At 36.8% G+C, this 14,653-nt stretch carries 13 protein-coding genes; 12 read left to right on the forward strand and 1 reads right to left on the reverse strand.

Annotation, left to right across the window (positions count from 1 at the left end; translation table 11 throughout):
- Window positions 1–7 precede the first annotated feature (7 nt).
- The 9 genes from C8N37_RS09640 (at window position 8) to C8N37_RS09680 (ending at window position 6,763) form a co-directional block, all read left to right on the forward strand.
- On the forward strand, window positions 8–640 hold the full coding sequence (locus tag C8N37_RS09640; protein WP_108158716.1) for an SDR family oxidoreductase: 633 nt from the start codon (window positions 8–10) through the stop codon (window positions 638–640).
- 282 nt (window positions 641–922) lie between these two features.
- Complete coding sequence (locus C8N37_RS09645) at window positions 923–1,483, forward strand: nuclear transport factor 2 family protein (protein ID WP_170114504.1); 561 nt, start codon at window positions 923–925, stop codon at window positions 1,481–1,483.
- Window positions 1,484–1,491: 8 nt separating this feature from the next.
- Window positions 1,492–1,878 carry a nuclear transport factor 2 family protein gene (locus C8N37_RS09650; RefSeq protein WP_108158718.1) on the forward strand — a complete coding sequence of 129 codons (387 nt, stop codon included), beginning with the start codon at window positions 1,492–1,494 and terminating at the stop codon, window positions 1,876–1,878.
- A gap of 80 nt (window positions 1,879–1,958) precedes the next feature.
- The gene (locus C8N37_RS09655) at window positions 1,959–3,029 is read left to right on the forward strand and encodes an NADH:flavin oxidoreductase/NADH oxidase (RefSeq protein WP_108158719.1); all 1,071 of its coding nucleotides are present in this window, start codon (window positions 1,959–1,961) and stop codon (window positions 3,027–3,029) included.
- An 18-nt stretch (window positions 3,030–3,047) separates the two neighbouring features.
- Window positions 3,048–3,326: a putative quinol monooxygenase gene (locus C8N37_RS09660; protein WP_108158720.1), complete on the forward strand. Its 279-nt coding sequence runs from the start codon at window positions 3,048–3,050 to the stop codon at window positions 3,324–3,326.
- A 38-nt stretch (window positions 3,327–3,364) separates the two neighbouring features.
- Window positions 3,365–4,108, forward strand: a complete 744-nt coding sequence (locus C8N37_RS09665) for an SDR family oxidoreductase (RefSeq protein WP_108158721.1) — start codon at window positions 3,365–3,367, stop codon at window positions 4,106–4,108.
- A gap of 20 nt (window positions 4,109–4,128) precedes the next feature.
- Window positions 4,129–5,265, forward strand: a complete 1,137-nt coding sequence (locus C8N37_RS09670; protein ID WP_108158722.1) for an NADH-dependent flavin oxidoreductase — start codon at window positions 4,129–4,131, stop codon at window positions 5,263–5,265.
- 459 nt (window positions 5,266–5,724) lie between these two features.
- Complete coding sequence (locus tag C8N37_RS09675; RefSeq protein WP_244914385.1) at window positions 5,725–6,321, forward strand: sugar O-acetyltransferase; 597 nt, start codon at window positions 5,725–5,727, stop codon at window positions 6,319–6,321.
- A gap of 22 nt (window positions 6,322–6,343) precedes the next feature.
- Complete coding sequence (locus C8N37_RS09680; protein ID WP_146171045.1) at window positions 6,344–6,763, forward strand: hypothetical protein; 420 nt, start codon at window positions 6,344–6,346, stop codon at window positions 6,761–6,763.
- 32 nt (window positions 6,764–6,795) lie between these two features.
- On the opposite strand, the gene C8N37_RS09685 is transcribed toward C8N37_RS09680, so the two are convergent.
- On the reverse strand, window positions 6,796–7,959 hold the full coding sequence (locus C8N37_RS09685) for an FAD-dependent oxidoreductase (RefSeq protein WP_108158724.1): 1,164 nt from the start codon (window positions 7,957–7,959) through the stop codon (window positions 6,796–6,798).
- A 345-nt stretch (window positions 7,960–8,304) separates the two neighbouring features.
- Here C8N37_RS09685 and C8N37_RS09690 point away from each other — a divergent pair, with 345 nt between their 5' ends.
- The 3 genes from C8N37_RS09690 to C8N37_RS09700 all read left to right on the forward strand — a co-directional run bounded on the left by C8N37_RS09690 (window position 8,305) and on the right by C8N37_RS09700 (window position 14,446).
- Window positions 8,305–9,270 carry a helix-turn-helix domain-containing protein gene (locus C8N37_RS09690; protein ID WP_108158725.1) on the forward strand — a complete coding sequence of 322 codons (966 nt, stop codon included), beginning with the start codon at window positions 8,305–8,307 and terminating at the stop codon, window positions 9,268–9,270.
- Between the two features lie 562 nt (window positions 9,271–9,832).
- Complete coding sequence (locus C8N37_RS09695; RefSeq protein WP_146171046.1) at window positions 9,833–10,384, forward strand: glycoside hydrolase family 97 C-terminal domain-containing protein; 552 nt, start codon at window positions 9,833–9,835, stop codon at window positions 10,382–10,384.
- Between the two features lie 39 nt (window positions 10,385–10,423).
- The gene (locus C8N37_RS09700; RefSeq protein WP_108158727.1) at window positions 10,424–14,446 is read left to right on the forward strand and encodes a hybrid sensor histidine kinase/response regulator transcription factor; all 4,023 of its coding nucleotides are present in this window, start codon (window positions 10,424–10,426) and stop codon (window positions 14,444–14,446) included.
- Window positions 14,447–14,653 lie beyond the last annotated feature (207 nt).

Below are 14,653 nucleotides of genomic sequence, written 5' to 3' on the forward strand. Positions count from 1 at the left end.
TAAACTTATGAAAATATTAATCATTGGATCAAATGGTAGAGTAGGCTCTATTTTAGTTCATAAATTAGCTGTTCAACATCAGGTTTTAGCAGGTTCAAGAAATCCAGACCGAAAAAATAATTTGAATAATATTGAGCAAGTTTATGTTGATTTGCAAAACGATGTGGATACTCTTGTAAAAAGCATGAGTGGTGTTGATACGGTTTATTTTGTCTCTGGATCACGTGGGAAAAATCTTTTGCAGATAGATTTACATGGAGCAATTAAAACGATGCAAGCTGCGGAAAAAGCGAATGTCAAACGTTATATTATGTTGAGCTCAGTTTTCGCATTACAACCGGATCGTTGGAGTGAATCTTTTCTAAGTGACTTAACAGATTATAATATTGCCAAGCACTATGCTGATCTTTATCTCACTACTCAAACCCAATTGAATTATACGATATTGCAGCCCGGAGCACTTAAAGATGAACCAGGAACAGGAAAAATAGCTACCCATGTTACCAATCCTAGATCTAATTCTATTGCCAATGTAGTCGATACCCTTGCCGCAATTTTGGAAAATAATTCTACCATCGGTAAAGTGATTTTAATGCACGACGGGGATACTCCTATTGATGAAGCATTAAATCAACTCTAGTAAGGTTTTAGTATTCAGTGATTTGAATCATGTTTTTTCTTATTCTCACGGGCTCATTAATAAAGTCTTAAAACACATCTGATTTAAAGCGGAACTTCAACATTTTAATGTCTCATTTTAACCCTCAAAAAGGACTAATTAGTCAAAATCTTTGAGCTAATTAGAAAAATCATCTCCTTGTCGTCATTGTACCTTTGTTATAGAAAAAGAGTTTGATTATGCTGTTCACAAGCACAGTTAATGATGCTCAAAAAATGGACAATATTAAAAAAAGGACGATTTATGAAAAACATTCCTGAACAAAAAAATATCATTTCGAGTTTCGAAGATTCTTATGCTGATGGCTTAAGGCAGAGTATTGGAAAAGCTTCGAAGAAGATATTCTCGGCACTACCAGGCTTGGCCATTATCTCAACTTTAACTATTGGCGGACTATTGATTTCCTGTCAAGATAATAATAATCAAAATAATAAAACAGAAGTTATGCAAAATAATCAAGAACAAAAAGAAGGAATCCTTAAAGCAATAGATTTATATGTGGAAGCAGGAAGAAAAGGCGATGGTAGTATTGCTAAACCAGCATTTGCGTCAACTGCAACCATGTCATGGTCTGAAGATGGTATATTGAAAAGTGTTCCAATCCAAGTGCTATTTGACGGATTTTCCGCAGCAGAGCCAGTGGAATCAAATTACAAACTGACTACATTGGATGTTGAGGGCGATGCTGCAATAGTCAGAATCCAATCTCAGTTTGGGCCAAACAAATATGCCGATATGTTTACTTTGGTAAAAGACGGCAGCAACTGGAAAATTATCAGTAAAATTTATCAAGTAACAAAATAAATATAGTAATGTCTGCAAATCAAAATATGAACACCATCCAGGATTATGATGATGTCTTGGCCGCAATGGAGGGCTATGTTCATGGACTTAAAACAGGAAACATAGCCGAATTAAAAAAGACCTTTCATAAGGATGCAATTATGTATGGTCATTTAGGTGATGACCTATCAGAGGGAAGTATTGATCATCTGTATGCTTATGTGGAGAAATTTGGCGCAGCACCTAACATCAAGACCAATATAACTATTTTACACAAAACACTTACAACAGCAATCGTTCGTATTGAAATGGAACACGATGCTGCAGATGAAAATTTCACCGATTACCACTCATTAATCAAGATGAATGGCAAGTGGAAAGTGGTCGCAAAGCTTTTTCATCTTTACGATAAATAATCAAAAATCATGTTGTTAAAGTTTTCACTGGTAGCATCTCATTGCTTCCAGTAAGAACTTTGCGTTTAAAAAAAGAAAGAATGTCAAAATTATTCAGTCCGTTAACGGTTAGATCAGTTACGTTTAGAAATAGAATTGTTACTTCTCCAATGTGCATGTATATGGCCGAGGATGGGTTTGCAAATGATTGGCATTTGATTCATTATGGGTCAAGAGCCATGGGAGGAGCAGGCGCAGTAATGCTTGAAGCAACCGCAGTGCGTGCTGATGGACGTATTGGTGTTGGGGATTTAGGAATCTGGAAGGATGAACATGTGGATATGCTTAGCAAGATTTCATCTTTTATAAAAAATAGTGGATCTATTCCTGCAATTCAATTGGCGCATGCCGGTAGGAAAGGAAGTACTTGGGCTTCAGGACGTGATAGCCGCCCGTTAATGCCTGATGAAGAAAATGGATGGGAAGTGATTGCGCCATCTGCTATTGCATTTTCTTCAACAATGCAAACACCCCGCGAAATGACTTTGGAAGTTATCGAAGAACTTCAACAAGCCTTTGCAGATGCTGCCTTGAGAGCGTTAAAGGCTGGTTTTGAAATGATCGAAATTCACAGTGCCCACGGTTATCTGATCAACGAATTTTTATCGCCAATTCCAAACAAAAGGACCGATCACTATGGAGGTAGTATTGAAAATAGAGCAAGATTTTTATTTGAAATCATAGATAAAGTAAAAGTAGTATGGCCTTCTGAACTTCCAATTGCTGTTCGTATTTCAGCTACAGACTGGATGGAAGAAGGCTGGAACAATGACGATTCCATTTGGTTAAGCAAAAAATTGACAGAGAAAGGAATTGATATTATGGATGTTTCCTCAGGTGGTACAGTACCAGACGCAAAAATTAATGTAGGTTCAGGCTATCAATTACCCTTTGCAAGTGCCATCAAACGTCAATTAAAAGATGAACTACTCATCGGAACGGTAGGGATGATTACCAATGCACAGCAGGCAGAAACTATATTGAACAATGGAGATGCCGATCTCATTTTTATAGGTCGTGAACTTTTACGAAACCCTTATTTTCCCTTAGAGGCTGCAAAACAGCTTCGTTCGCAAATTCCCGTTCCTAAACCTTACGAGCTTGCATTTTAATATATATAGAAAGATTTTATGAAAATTTATTTAACCGTCTTGGTAAAGGCAAAGCCCGAGCATCAGCGAGAAATCAAAGACTTTTTATACGGACTCTCCAAATCATCCAGACAAGAAGATGCCTGCATCGAATATAATGTTCATCAAAGTATTGATGACGAAAACATATTTATACTCAATGAGGAATGGGAAAGTTTAGATGGTTTAGATCTCCATAATGAGCAATCATATTCAAAGGAGTTTTTTGCATCATTTGATAAATTAGAAGAGCAACCGATTATTTATAGGTCCAAATAATTCTGAGTCGATTTTAATCATTCATAAAAATTAGAAAAATGAAAAAATTAAATGAATCTGTAACCATTATTACTGGAGCATCTTCCGGAATTGGCGCGGCAACAGCATTAAAATTAGCCAAAGCCGGAAGCAGCATTGTATTGGTTTCCAGAGCTGATGATAAAATAGAAAAGGTAAAACGGCAGATTGAAAAAGAAGGCGGTAAAGCCGAAATATTTATTGCTGACGTAACAGATCCTGACCAAATGAAAGCAATGGTTGATTTTACTATTGATAAGTTCGGAAGAGTAGATCATTTGGTTAACAATGCAGGTTTAATGTTATTTTCACAATGGAAAGATGTGGCAATTGATGAATGGAATTCGATGATCGACACGAATATTAAAGGCTACTTGAATGCCATTGCAGCTGTACTTCCCAAACTGTTGAAGCAGAGATCAGGTCATATTCTCAATATGGGATCTGTGGCAGGAATCAATATTGATGTTGGTGCAGGGATCTACCACGGAACTAAATTTTTCGTTCGGGCAATTACCGAAAGTTTAAGAAAAGAAGTTTCTGTTTATAAAGGTATTAAAATCGGTCTCATCAGTCCAGGAGTGATTAATACAGGTTGGGCAGACAAAGTGACCAACAAAGAAGGAGCAGAAATCGCAGCAGCGTTAAACACGCAAGCTATCGAACCAGAAGAAATTGCCAATGCTGTTCTATTTGCATTCGACCAACCGGATAATGTGAACGTGAATGATATTGTGATAAGCCCAACTTTGCAAAACTGGTAATATTTGTAAAAAAATAAATAATGAATAAATACAATAAGCTATTTACTTCCTTATCATTTGCTAAAGGAATTATTTTGAAAAATAGAATTGTGATGTCGCCTATGACTACTTGGGCATCTAACGAAGACTTTACTATTTCTGATGAAGAAGTTGAATATTACCGTAGAAGCGTAAACGGAGTAGGGTTGGTTATTACTGGATGTACGCATGTAACGGCAAATGGAATTGGTTTTACTCACGAATTTGCAGGATACAACGACACATTTCTTCCGAGTTTGAAGAAATTAGCGAGTGCAACCAAAAGTGGTGGAGCCCCAGCAATTTTACAAATATTTCACGCAGGAAATAAAGCAATTCCTAGTCTGATTCCTGATGGAGAAGTGGTAAGTGCAAGTGCGATTTCGAGTGGACCAATACTGCTTTCTGATAAAGAAAATTTTCCGCTTGAATTAACAGAAAATGAAATTCTGGAAATCATCAAAGCATTTGGAGAAACTACCAGAAGAGCGATCGAAGCAGGTTTTGACGGTGTTGAGATTCACGGAGCACACGGCTTTTTACTTCAGAATTTTATCTCTCCTTTTTTCAATAAAAGAAATGATCAATGGGGAGGTTCTCTGGAAAATCGTTTGCGACTAAGCGTGGAAGTTTTAAGAGAAGTTAGAAATGTAGTTTCAAAATGTGCTGATCGTCCTTTCTTAATTGGTTACAGAATTTCACCTGAAGAAATTCCTCAACAAACCTATGGACTTCAAGATACTTTCATTTTAATGGATAAGTTGATTGAAGAAAACATCGATTATCTACATTTTTCTCTATTGGATGCTGTAAATCAAAAACCAATTGATTCAGAATTTTCAGATGAACCAATATCAGTCGTACTCAACAATTATGTAAACGACAGAGTTCCTGTTCTTGTTGCCGGAGGTATTACAACACCAGCGATTGCTGATCAAGTTTTAGAGTATGGTATATCGATTTTTGCAATAGGTAGGGCTTTGGTTATCAATCCAGATTGGGTGGAATTAGTTAAAAGGGGAGAAGAAGAAAGAATTGATACAAGTCTTAAACTTGCAACAGTGAAAGATAAAAAGATCCCAGCGAAATTGATGACTATATTTGCAGCACTAAAAGGATGGGTTCCTATGGAACATTAAATTTTTAACTGCTTGGTAGTTTTGTCATGAACATTTATAAATTTAGCAGTGTCATAGGGATAAATGGCACTGTTAAATAGGCATAATCTTGATTGGAAGTACCGTAATTATATTCAGTTATGATCCAAATCCTCTTTATAACCATATAACAGTTTTATTCTAGCAATGATTTGGATTACTGAATTACTTCTAGTAATGATGTGGAATATTTTACTAAATAATTACTCGCGAGTTTCTATACTATATCTATATTATAGCTAGTGTGTCAGTCACCTGTATTAATGATTTTTCTTATCTTGTTATAATTCAATGTTTTAATATGGTTGATTTTACAATCAAATATCTCGTCTAATACCAGCTTTGATCTGTTTTATTAACCTAAAGCTTTATCCTTATATTGAAGTAGTCCAGCAAAAATATTTATCGGCAGAGATTTGATGAATACTTTGTATATTCAATATGTACTTAACTATCATATCATATATCAAAATGACCGAGAAAGAAAAATGTGAAAAAGGGCTTCTATACGATGCCAACTATGATCAGGAACTCATAAAGGAACGCGCCGAATGTAAAGTTCTTTGCCAAGAATACAATGGAACCCCATATTCAGATACCGAACAAAGAAATAAACTGATAAACAAAATCGTAGGAAATGTAAAAGGCAAATTCCTGATCGAACAGTCCTTTTACTGTGATTACGGCTACAACATCACGCTTGGAGATAACTTTTATTCTAACCATAATCTGGTGATTTTGGATTGCGCAAAAGTAACATTTGGCGACAATGTATTCATTGGTCCAAATTGTGGATTTTATACGGCAGGACACGCCGAAGATGCAAAGCTGAGAAACGAGGGGTTAGAATATGCTCATCCTATTACGGTAGGTAATAATGTCTGGTTCGGTGGAAATGTAACCGTATTGCCCGGCGTTACCATTGGAGATAATTCCATTATTGGAGCAGGCAGTGTTGTGACCAAAGATATACCAGCCAATGTGGTTGCGGTTGGAAATCCCTGCAAGGTCGTTCGATCAGTAAAGCAGGAACAGTAAATAATAAACAAAAATTCTGGTGATGAGAAACTTTATTAAACTTCTTTTGTGCATGACACTCTTTTCATGTAACCATCATACGTCTCACAATGAGACAAGTATAAAGGATACGACCTATGTGGATATCAAAGGACAAAAGTACAATTTTTTAGGACAAATTCCTGATAGTCTACGTACCGAAGAACAAACAGAATTAATTAAAAAATTACAAAAAATTATTGTCAATCATATTGTGGTAAAAGATAATAAGCAAGTATTGGATATTAGCAAAGAAGAATTTTTAGCTACGGGAATTCCTGAAAGGTATTATCAAATGGTGCAACGAAATATAAGGGATAATAATGCTCTTTTTGACTCTATTGGCGTATCAAATGTTGATGAATTAGTAAGAAAAACAAAAGAAGATTATAACAAATTGGCAAAAGAAACTGAAAAATTTTAATCTTCATTTTTTAAAATTGGATGAAATTTTGATCAGTGGATCAGTCGAAACATATCTACCAAAAATTTTAGACCTTCTTTAGAATGCATATTTTCCATAGATTGCAGTGTCACCTCAGTGATTTCGGCAGCACGCTGGCACATCGCCCTTTCATATTTTGAAATAGCAGTTTTGATATCGCTGACATCTGGTGCTGTAAGTTGTTCTACGAGTTCCAGTGCATCGAACATGGCCATATTTACCCCTTCACCAGCGTAGGGAGGCATACGATGTGCAGCATCACCCAGCATCGTTAGGTTCGACAAGCTTTCCCATTGCTGGTCGGGGGGAAAGTGATATTGCGGACGGGGGACAAAATAACTGTCATCACTTTCAAATAATTCATGCCATTCACTTCCCCAATCGGTAAAACGCTCTTTAAACCAATCGTATATTTCCTGCTTGTTTTCAAAGTTGATACCCGAAGTTTTTACCCATTCTTCCTTTTCCTTCGTTCCAGTGTAAAAGGATAGTGAACCATCGCCTTTGGCACTTAGAATAATGCTTTTTTCCATTCCCAACGCAAATATTTTTCCACCATTAACCAGTTTCCAGAGTTTAGGCGCATGGGTTGCTGCATGGTAAATATTTCCCTCTACAATGGTTAAGCCTGAATAAATTGGAGCAATACGGGTTAGGTATTTTCTAAGTCTTGAATTTGCGCCATCTGCAGCAATGACCAGATCAGCGTACGCGGAATTGCCATTATCGAATAAGATATTCCAACCATCATCTAGCGATTGCATAGATACAAATTTCGAATTCCAGACCAGGGTATCTTTTTCAAGTGAAGCAATAAGCAGATCACGGAATGGTCCCCTGTCAATTTCTGGTCGGAAAGAAGCACCGCTTTTCTCTAGCGGAGCTCCACTCGTATGATCGTCAACATGTATCACCGCATTGTGGTCGGTTATACGCAGTTTATCAGCGTTGGGACGATAGTGTTTTTTAAATTCATTTAACAAATCAGCGGCAATCAAAGCCTTCAGTCCCGATTCTTCGTGTAAGTCCAAGGTGGCACCTTGCTGACGCACATATTGGTCTTCATCCCTTTCATACACTTTTACCTTATACCCCTTCATCTGTAACAATCTGGCAAGGGTCAATCCGCCAGGACCACCTCCAATAACGGCTATTATTTTATTTTTCAATAACATTATTTTTTCATTTTGATAACACAAAATTATCAAGCCTCTATCGAATATAATAATTGAATAAGACTTAAAAATAGTCGTAAACGGCTTTTTAAACCTGTCAAATGACCTAAGCTCAAATTCCGCATTCCCCATCTTTTAGGCAGCTAACGTAACCCATGTCAGGGACAGTATAATTGTAATCTCAATTCAACTACGTTAAACTGGAAAATTAATTGATCTTGATCATTGTGCAATAAAAACACCGAGTTAATAGCTGATACACCAATGCTGCTGGATTGCACAATTGCAGTTGTATAATGAGGTAAAATAGCTTATTTTAGTCTAGAAATACTCGTAAGCGGCATCATGAAAATTGAAATTAAATCAAAAGACGGAATAGGAATGCTCGCTGCTTTTGCCCAAAAAGTAGGTAGCACCGTCGAAAATGGAAGGGTAGAAGTGCCAGAAGAGGTTGGAGTAGGCTTTATACAAGGCTATAGTTTTAATGAGCGATTGCGGATGATGATCTTGAACTATCAGCTCCATCAAGACTTTGCTATTAGCCGGAGCAATCAGCCTACTCATATGCTCCTATTTAACTTTCAACATATCATCAATTCTCCTCAATCGCAAACAGGTGCCAAATTTCAACCCTCGGTTCAAATTACGACCCAAGGAATAAATGTGGAACTTTTCATCCCAAAAAATACCATTCAAAATTCGATATCATTGAGTATTGATGCCAGCTACCTACGAGAATTGATCGGAAACCGCATAGACCATCCTTTAGTAAACACCATTTTGGAAAATAAGCAACCCTTATTGTTTGAGGAGTTGGTATGTATTCCGCTGCTGGAGGTTGTCGATGATATCGTGACCAGTCAGGTGCCGATGCTGCTTCAGGATTTTTACTATAAGCTAAAAGCGCAGGAACTCATTTGTCAATTACTGATTTCGCTTGTCAGCAGGGATGAGAAAAAAGTGCACGCTTTGAATATTGCTGATATCAAGATGTTGTATCAAGTTAAAGAACGTTTACTCGATAACCTTGAAGAAGCGCCTTCCATTGCCGAACTATCACAATTTTCCGGTGTGAGCGAGACTAAATTAAAAAGATTATTTCACCAGGTATTCGGGAAGAGTATATTTCAGTATTTCCAAAATTTCAGAATGCAGGAAGCTGCCCGCTTGCTGAGAGAAGAACGGCTGTCTGTTTCGGAAGTGGGATATCAGCTTGGTTTTTCCAACTTGGGTCACTTCACCAAAGTTTTTGAAGCGGTGATTGGAGTTAAGCCGAAAAAGTATAGTCAGTTAGGTCATGAAGATATCTAAATTGTTACTGATTTTGAATACCAGGGTCAGGTGCACATGAAGTGATATGGCATATATCTCTTCATGAATAACAATGATTAATAGATTTTGTGTAACAAATCGCCAAAAGATTTTTAAACTTATAGGCGCCATGACTACAATAGCCGTGGTGCCCTACGGTTCCATAAGTTCCCCATGATGATCATACTATTTAAAAGACTACTAGAAGTGTCCACCAACTCAGATAATCTACTATAAAATAAAGAAAAATGGAATTAGGAAGATGATTTTTAGCCAACTAAAAAAGGGTAACTAATTCTGAACCTTTGTAAAATGATCAAATATGACTGACAAAATTTATCGAATATTTATATTATAAAATAATGACATTTCAATTTTTTTTATCTGCTTAAATACACAGTTATATCAACTGGAAATCGAAATTACCCACCACTTTTATCAAGTTTTGATAATATCTATTAATATCAAGACACCAATTCTAAGTAAACACGATGTTATTTATAAATGTTTATTCGACATTTATAAATAAAGTATTATCTTTAACATTCAAAAAATACATTACTTGAATAATTCTATGTTGCGTTTATATACTTGTAATTTTAATTACTTAATTAGCACATTTATCAGGTGGAGGACTATTGGCTTTCTATTTCTCCTATCTTATTCCATTTCTTTAGGACAAGATCTCTCTTTGTCACATTCTGATGGGAAATTAGTGGTCAAGTTGAATATTGCAAATGTAAATACATTTTATAGAGTTAAGATAGAAAGTACAGAGATGTTAGAGGATTCTCCATTGATGCCGAAACATGTTATCGAATTTAGAAAACACGTCCCGACCCTGTGTGATGAAACAGTTTTTGTAGATGGATATGCTGACCAATATGTAGTGCTATCCCGTAGTAATCGGGATCAATGGTCTATTGCCAAAATTAATACCGAAGCAAAAGAAAGAGAAATTGAGATTACTTTTTCGATGATTTCTGGAAAACCATTACCATTGATAAACCAGACAAAACAACTGGAATCTACGCAGCAAATAGTTCCATTAAAAAGAGGAAAAACAATTGAATTGACATTACAGCCCCACGGTGGATCTTTACTGTTTGGATAGTAGAAATTTTATATATTTGTTGGAAGAGGAGTAGAGGTTATGAAGAATTTGTTGATTGTCATTTTTTCATTTTGGCAATTTAGCCTAGCTCTTGGGCAACCCAACCATGTTCGTTTTTTCTCCCTTCAAGATGGACTGACCAATCAGCAAGTTTTAGATGTCGTCCATGATGATGATGGCTATTTATGGGTAGCAACAGAATTGGGCCTAAATCGCTTTGCTGGTAAGACATTCAAATCGTATTATGCTTCAGGTAACCAAGATGGTCGGTCAATCAATAGCAACGAAATCAATACCCTCCTATATGACGACCAAAAAATATATATAGGTACACGATCCAATGGTTTAAACGTCTTAGATCTCAACACCAACAAATTTTCCTATTATTTGCATGATCCAGCCAATCCAAAGTCAATTGCAACAAATGATATAACAGACATTATCAAAAGTAAAGATGGTAATTTATGGATAGCGACCTATCATCAAGGTCTACAGCATTTTGATCATATCAAAAAAGAATTTAGACGCTATAATAGAAAAAATTTCTCTAAGCTTCCTGAAAATAGCATCTGGTCACTCGTAGAAGATAAAAAACACACACTCTATATCGGTCATGTTAATAAAGGAGTCTCCATCTTAGACCCTAAGACTGGTGTACTTAAACATCTGACAAGTCAAAATACAGCCAATCAATTGCCTGACAATGAAGTCAAAGTACTGTATTGTGATCGATATGGTAATATATGGATTGGGACAAGAAAAGGGCTGTCCATTTATCATCCTTTAACAGGTCATATACAGCACATTCCTTTAGCCAAATTAGCAAAAAATGGAAGAGAACCATTCATTTATACGATTAAAGAAATTGGAGACGAAATTTGGATAGGAGGCGAATCTTCTCAGCTTTTTATTTTGCAGCCCACATACCGCATTGACAAGCAACTCGCACACATTAAGAATCAGCAACTATTTGATGTAGGCAAAGGAAATAATGTCATGATACAGCATATTTCTTCCGATCGCTTTGGCAATATTTGGCTAGGCTTATATGGTGGTGGACTAGGTTTTGTGAGCCATCTAGCTCCATTCTTCTATGTTTTTCCAGATCCATCGACATCCAATCCTATCGCAACAGTCAGCAGTATTGTAGAAAGGGATAAAGATACGATGTTACTTTCTACAGAAGGAACAGGGCTAGTTCAGATGGACAAAAAGGGAAAACTATTAAGCCATCTTGGACAAAAAAATGGCGATCCCGACGATTATATATTTACCTCATTCAAAGATCATAATCAAAATATTTGGATAGGTATACGCAAGGGCGGTGTGGCTGTCCAACGACCAAATACAAATACCTGGCATCAGATTGATTTGGGAGAAAAAGCGACCGATGTTCGTGCTATTTTAGAAGATCATCATGGACATCTCTGGATTGCAGCTCAGCAAGGCATCTTTATTTACAACCCGCATCATAGTACCGTAGAAAAATTACTCATCAATAAACCCATGATGGGAGATTACGCACCTCGTGCTCTAGTAGAAGACGACCGAGGAAATATGTGGGTAGGTACATACGGACAGGGACTGTATATCTTTGATTCCACTCGAAAATTACTTCAAAATATAACAAACCATAATGGCCTTTTGAGCAATTCGGTCAACGATTTATTGCGCGACAAGCATAACAATATTTGGGTCGCAACAAATGGAGGGATTGTTTTTCAGCATGCACAAAAGGAAATCGGAAAACTGGATATCCTCACCCCACCAGGAGCAGATGCTTGGTTATTTATCAATGCAATAGCAGAAGACCAACATGGAAATATATGGTGTTCGACTAAGTCAGGTCTGATGCGTTACTTACCACTAGAAAAACAGTTTCTACAGTATGATCATGCATTTGGTTTACCTCTTGGAGGTTTTATCAATGGAAGCGTAGGTCAAGATCACAATGGACATTTGTTTTTCGGTATGCAGGAAGGCATTTCTTATTTTGATCCCAAAGATATTCCACTGAGTCTTCCGACATCTCCAGTCCGAATAAGTCGATTTATTGTCTTTAGATCAGGTGAATCTAATACCACAGTAGATAAGTACCCCTCTCAGCTACAGGAGATTAATTTAAGCCATGAAGAAAATAGTTTCCGAGTAGAACTGGCCGTGATGGATTTTGCATTGCATGGATTGGTAGAATTCAGTTATCAGCTGCAAGGCCTGAACAATGATTGGATTTTTTTAGGAAATGAGACTAATTTGGATTTTCGCAATATTCCTTATGGCGAGCATGAACTGATCATTCGTACACGCATGAGAAATGGGCAGTGGTCCAGTGATTATCAGCGCTTGTTGGTTAAAATTGCACCTCCAATTTATCTAAGTTTACCCGCTCAGATCTTGTATTTCGGCATTTTCGCAAGTATACTGTATGTCGTGATTTTCTTTTACAACAAAAAGCTGAAAGCAGAGTCTGAACTTAAGCTCAAGGAGAGACAACACGAGCAGGATCAAAAACTACATACCGAGCGAATCAATTTTTATACCCATATCACACATGAGCTGCGTACCCCCTTAACATTGATTTTAGGTCCGCTTGATGATCTTGCCGATGAGAAACAGCTTTCAGCAAAAAATAAAGGTTTAGTACTTGCTGTTCAGAAAAGTGCCAACAGACTATTTACTTTAGTCAATCAGCTTTTAGAATTTAGAAAAATAGAATCTCAACATAAACCGTTAGTACTCGGAGAAGGCTATTTAGCAGAGATGCTCCATGAACTCGTCAATAAGTATAAACTGCTGAACAGTAAAAAAGATCTACAAGTGATATCCCGATTGCCAGATCCCGATATCCGAACTTTATTTGACGCCGAGATTGTTCAGCTTATTGTAGAGAACTTATTGTCAAATGCTTATAAGTATAGTGAAAACGGGAATATTGAAGTCAGTCTTCATTATGAAAAAAATCAATTAGTTAACTGGGCAGTACTGACAGTCTCCGATACAGGATGTGGAATTTCAGCAAAAAATATAAATTCAATCTTTGATAAATTTTATCAGGTTTCACGACCCGGAGTTCAAGGTACTGGTATTGGTTTGGCCATGGTCAAAGAATTGATTGCGATTCATCAGGGCAAAATTAATGTAGACAGCACCGAAGGCGTAGGCACGACTTTTACAGTACGATTTTTAGCAAACCAAGTTGTTCTCGAAAAAGAAGAAGAGCCGCCTGCTTCCAAAGATAAGGAAAATGTTGAAGTTGATAGCACACGTCCGCTACTTCTATTGGTTGAAGATGACCCTGATCTACGGGATTATCTGGGTGATCTCCTAAAGACACATTATGAATTCTTACTAGCAGAAAACGGTGTGGGGGGATTTGAAATTGCAAAAGAGCAGGTTCCAGATTTGATCATAAGCGATATTATGATGCCCGATATGGATGGCTTCCAATTATCTGAAAAATTAAAAGAAGATCGGGTTACGAGCCACATCCCCTTAATTCTGTTGACCGCTAAAGACACCGAATTAGATCGTCAGCGTGGCTATGACTTAGGAATAGATTCATACCTGACCAAACCCATCGGGCGAACATTACTGTTTAAACGTATAGACAATTTATTACGTAAGCAGAAGAGTATGTATGCAACTATTTTACAAAAGATAAAAGCCGATACGATCGAAAGCCAGCCTGAAGAACAAGAAAGACCCAAAGAAAATCTTTGGAGAGAAAATGTTTTTGTGCAAGACTTTGCAAAGATCGTGGAGCAGCATATGCAAGATGAGGTACTGGATGCCGCTACATTAGCAGAAAGAATGAATATGAGTCAATCCACATTGTATCGAAAACTCAAAGGTATTACAGGTAAAAATATTAATCAGCTTGTGCGTAAGATACGGATTCATAAGGCCGCCGAATTGCTCCTTTCAGGACGTTACAATGTAACTGAAGTCTCTTTTATGGTAGGTATTAATAGCGCCATTTATTTCCGGCAATGCTTTAAAGAAGAATTTGGAAAGCTCCCTTCCGAATACCAAAAATCAACGATCAATAACAAAAAAGCTTAAAATTCTAAAATCTGTTTCAGATGTTCTAAAAACGTAGATTTTGACTGAAAAATATATGTTAATTGACGGATTTATATATGGTCGGACTGCTCAAAATGGTCTAAGTTTGACCCTATAATTCAATTATAAATCTAGTTAAGAGCCACAGCGATGCAATTTATATAACCCATATAAATTACGATTTACCATCCTGATGTATTTGCTGAC

The organism is Sphingobacterium faecium, assembly GCF_003054045.1.
Taxonomy (GTDB): Bacteria; Bacteroidota; Bacteroidia; order Sphingobacteriales; family Sphingobacteriaceae; genus Sphingobacterium; species Sphingobacterium faecium.

Excerpts from the sequence above, each read along its gene's own strand:
- C8N37_RS09640 (WP_108158716.1), top strand. The coding sequence starts at position 8 with ATGAAAATATTAATCATTGGATCAAATGGTAGAGTAGGCTCTATTTTA.
- C8N37_RS09645 (WP_170114504.1), top strand. The coding sequence starts at position 923 with ATGAAAAACATTCCTGAACAAAAAAATATCATTTCGAGTTTCGAAGAT.
- C8N37_RS09650 (WP_108158718.1), top strand. The coding sequence starts at position 1,492 with ATGTCTGCAAATCAAAATATGAACACCATCCAGGATTATGATGATGTC.
- C8N37_RS09655 (WP_108158719.1), top strand. The coding sequence starts at position 1,959 with ATGTCAAAATTATTCAGTCCGTTAACGGTTAGATCAGTTACGTTTAGA.
- C8N37_RS09660 (WP_108158720.1), top strand. The coding sequence starts at position 3,048 with ATGAAAATTTATTTAACCGTCTTGGTAAAGGCAAAGCCCGAGCATCAG.
- C8N37_RS09665 (WP_108158721.1), top strand. The coding sequence starts at position 3,365 with ATGAAAAAATTAAATGAATCTGTAACCATTATTACTGGAGCATCTTCC.
- C8N37_RS09670 (WP_108158722.1), top strand. The coding sequence starts at position 4,129 with ATGAATAAATACAATAAGCTATTTACTTCCTTATCATTTGCTAAAGGA.
- C8N37_RS09675 (WP_244914385.1), top strand. The coding sequence starts at position 5,725 with ATGTACTTAACTATCATATCATATATCAAAATGACCGAGAAAGAAAAA.
- C8N37_RS09680 (WP_146171045.1), top strand. The coding sequence starts at position 6,344 with ATGAGAAACTTTATTAAACTTCTTTTGTGCATGACACTCTTTTCATGT.
- C8N37_RS09685 (WP_108158724.1), bottom strand. The coding sequence starts at position 7,959 with ATGTTATTGAAAAATAAAATAATAGCCGTTATTGGAGGTGGTCCTGGC.
- C8N37_RS09690 (WP_108158725.1), top strand. The coding sequence starts at position 8,305 with ATGAAAATTGAAATTAAATCAAAAGACGGAATAGGAATGCTCGCTGCT.
- C8N37_RS09700 (WP_108158727.1), top strand. The coding sequence starts at position 10,424 with ATGAAGAATTTGTTGATTGTCATTTTTTCATTTTGGCAATTTAGCCTA.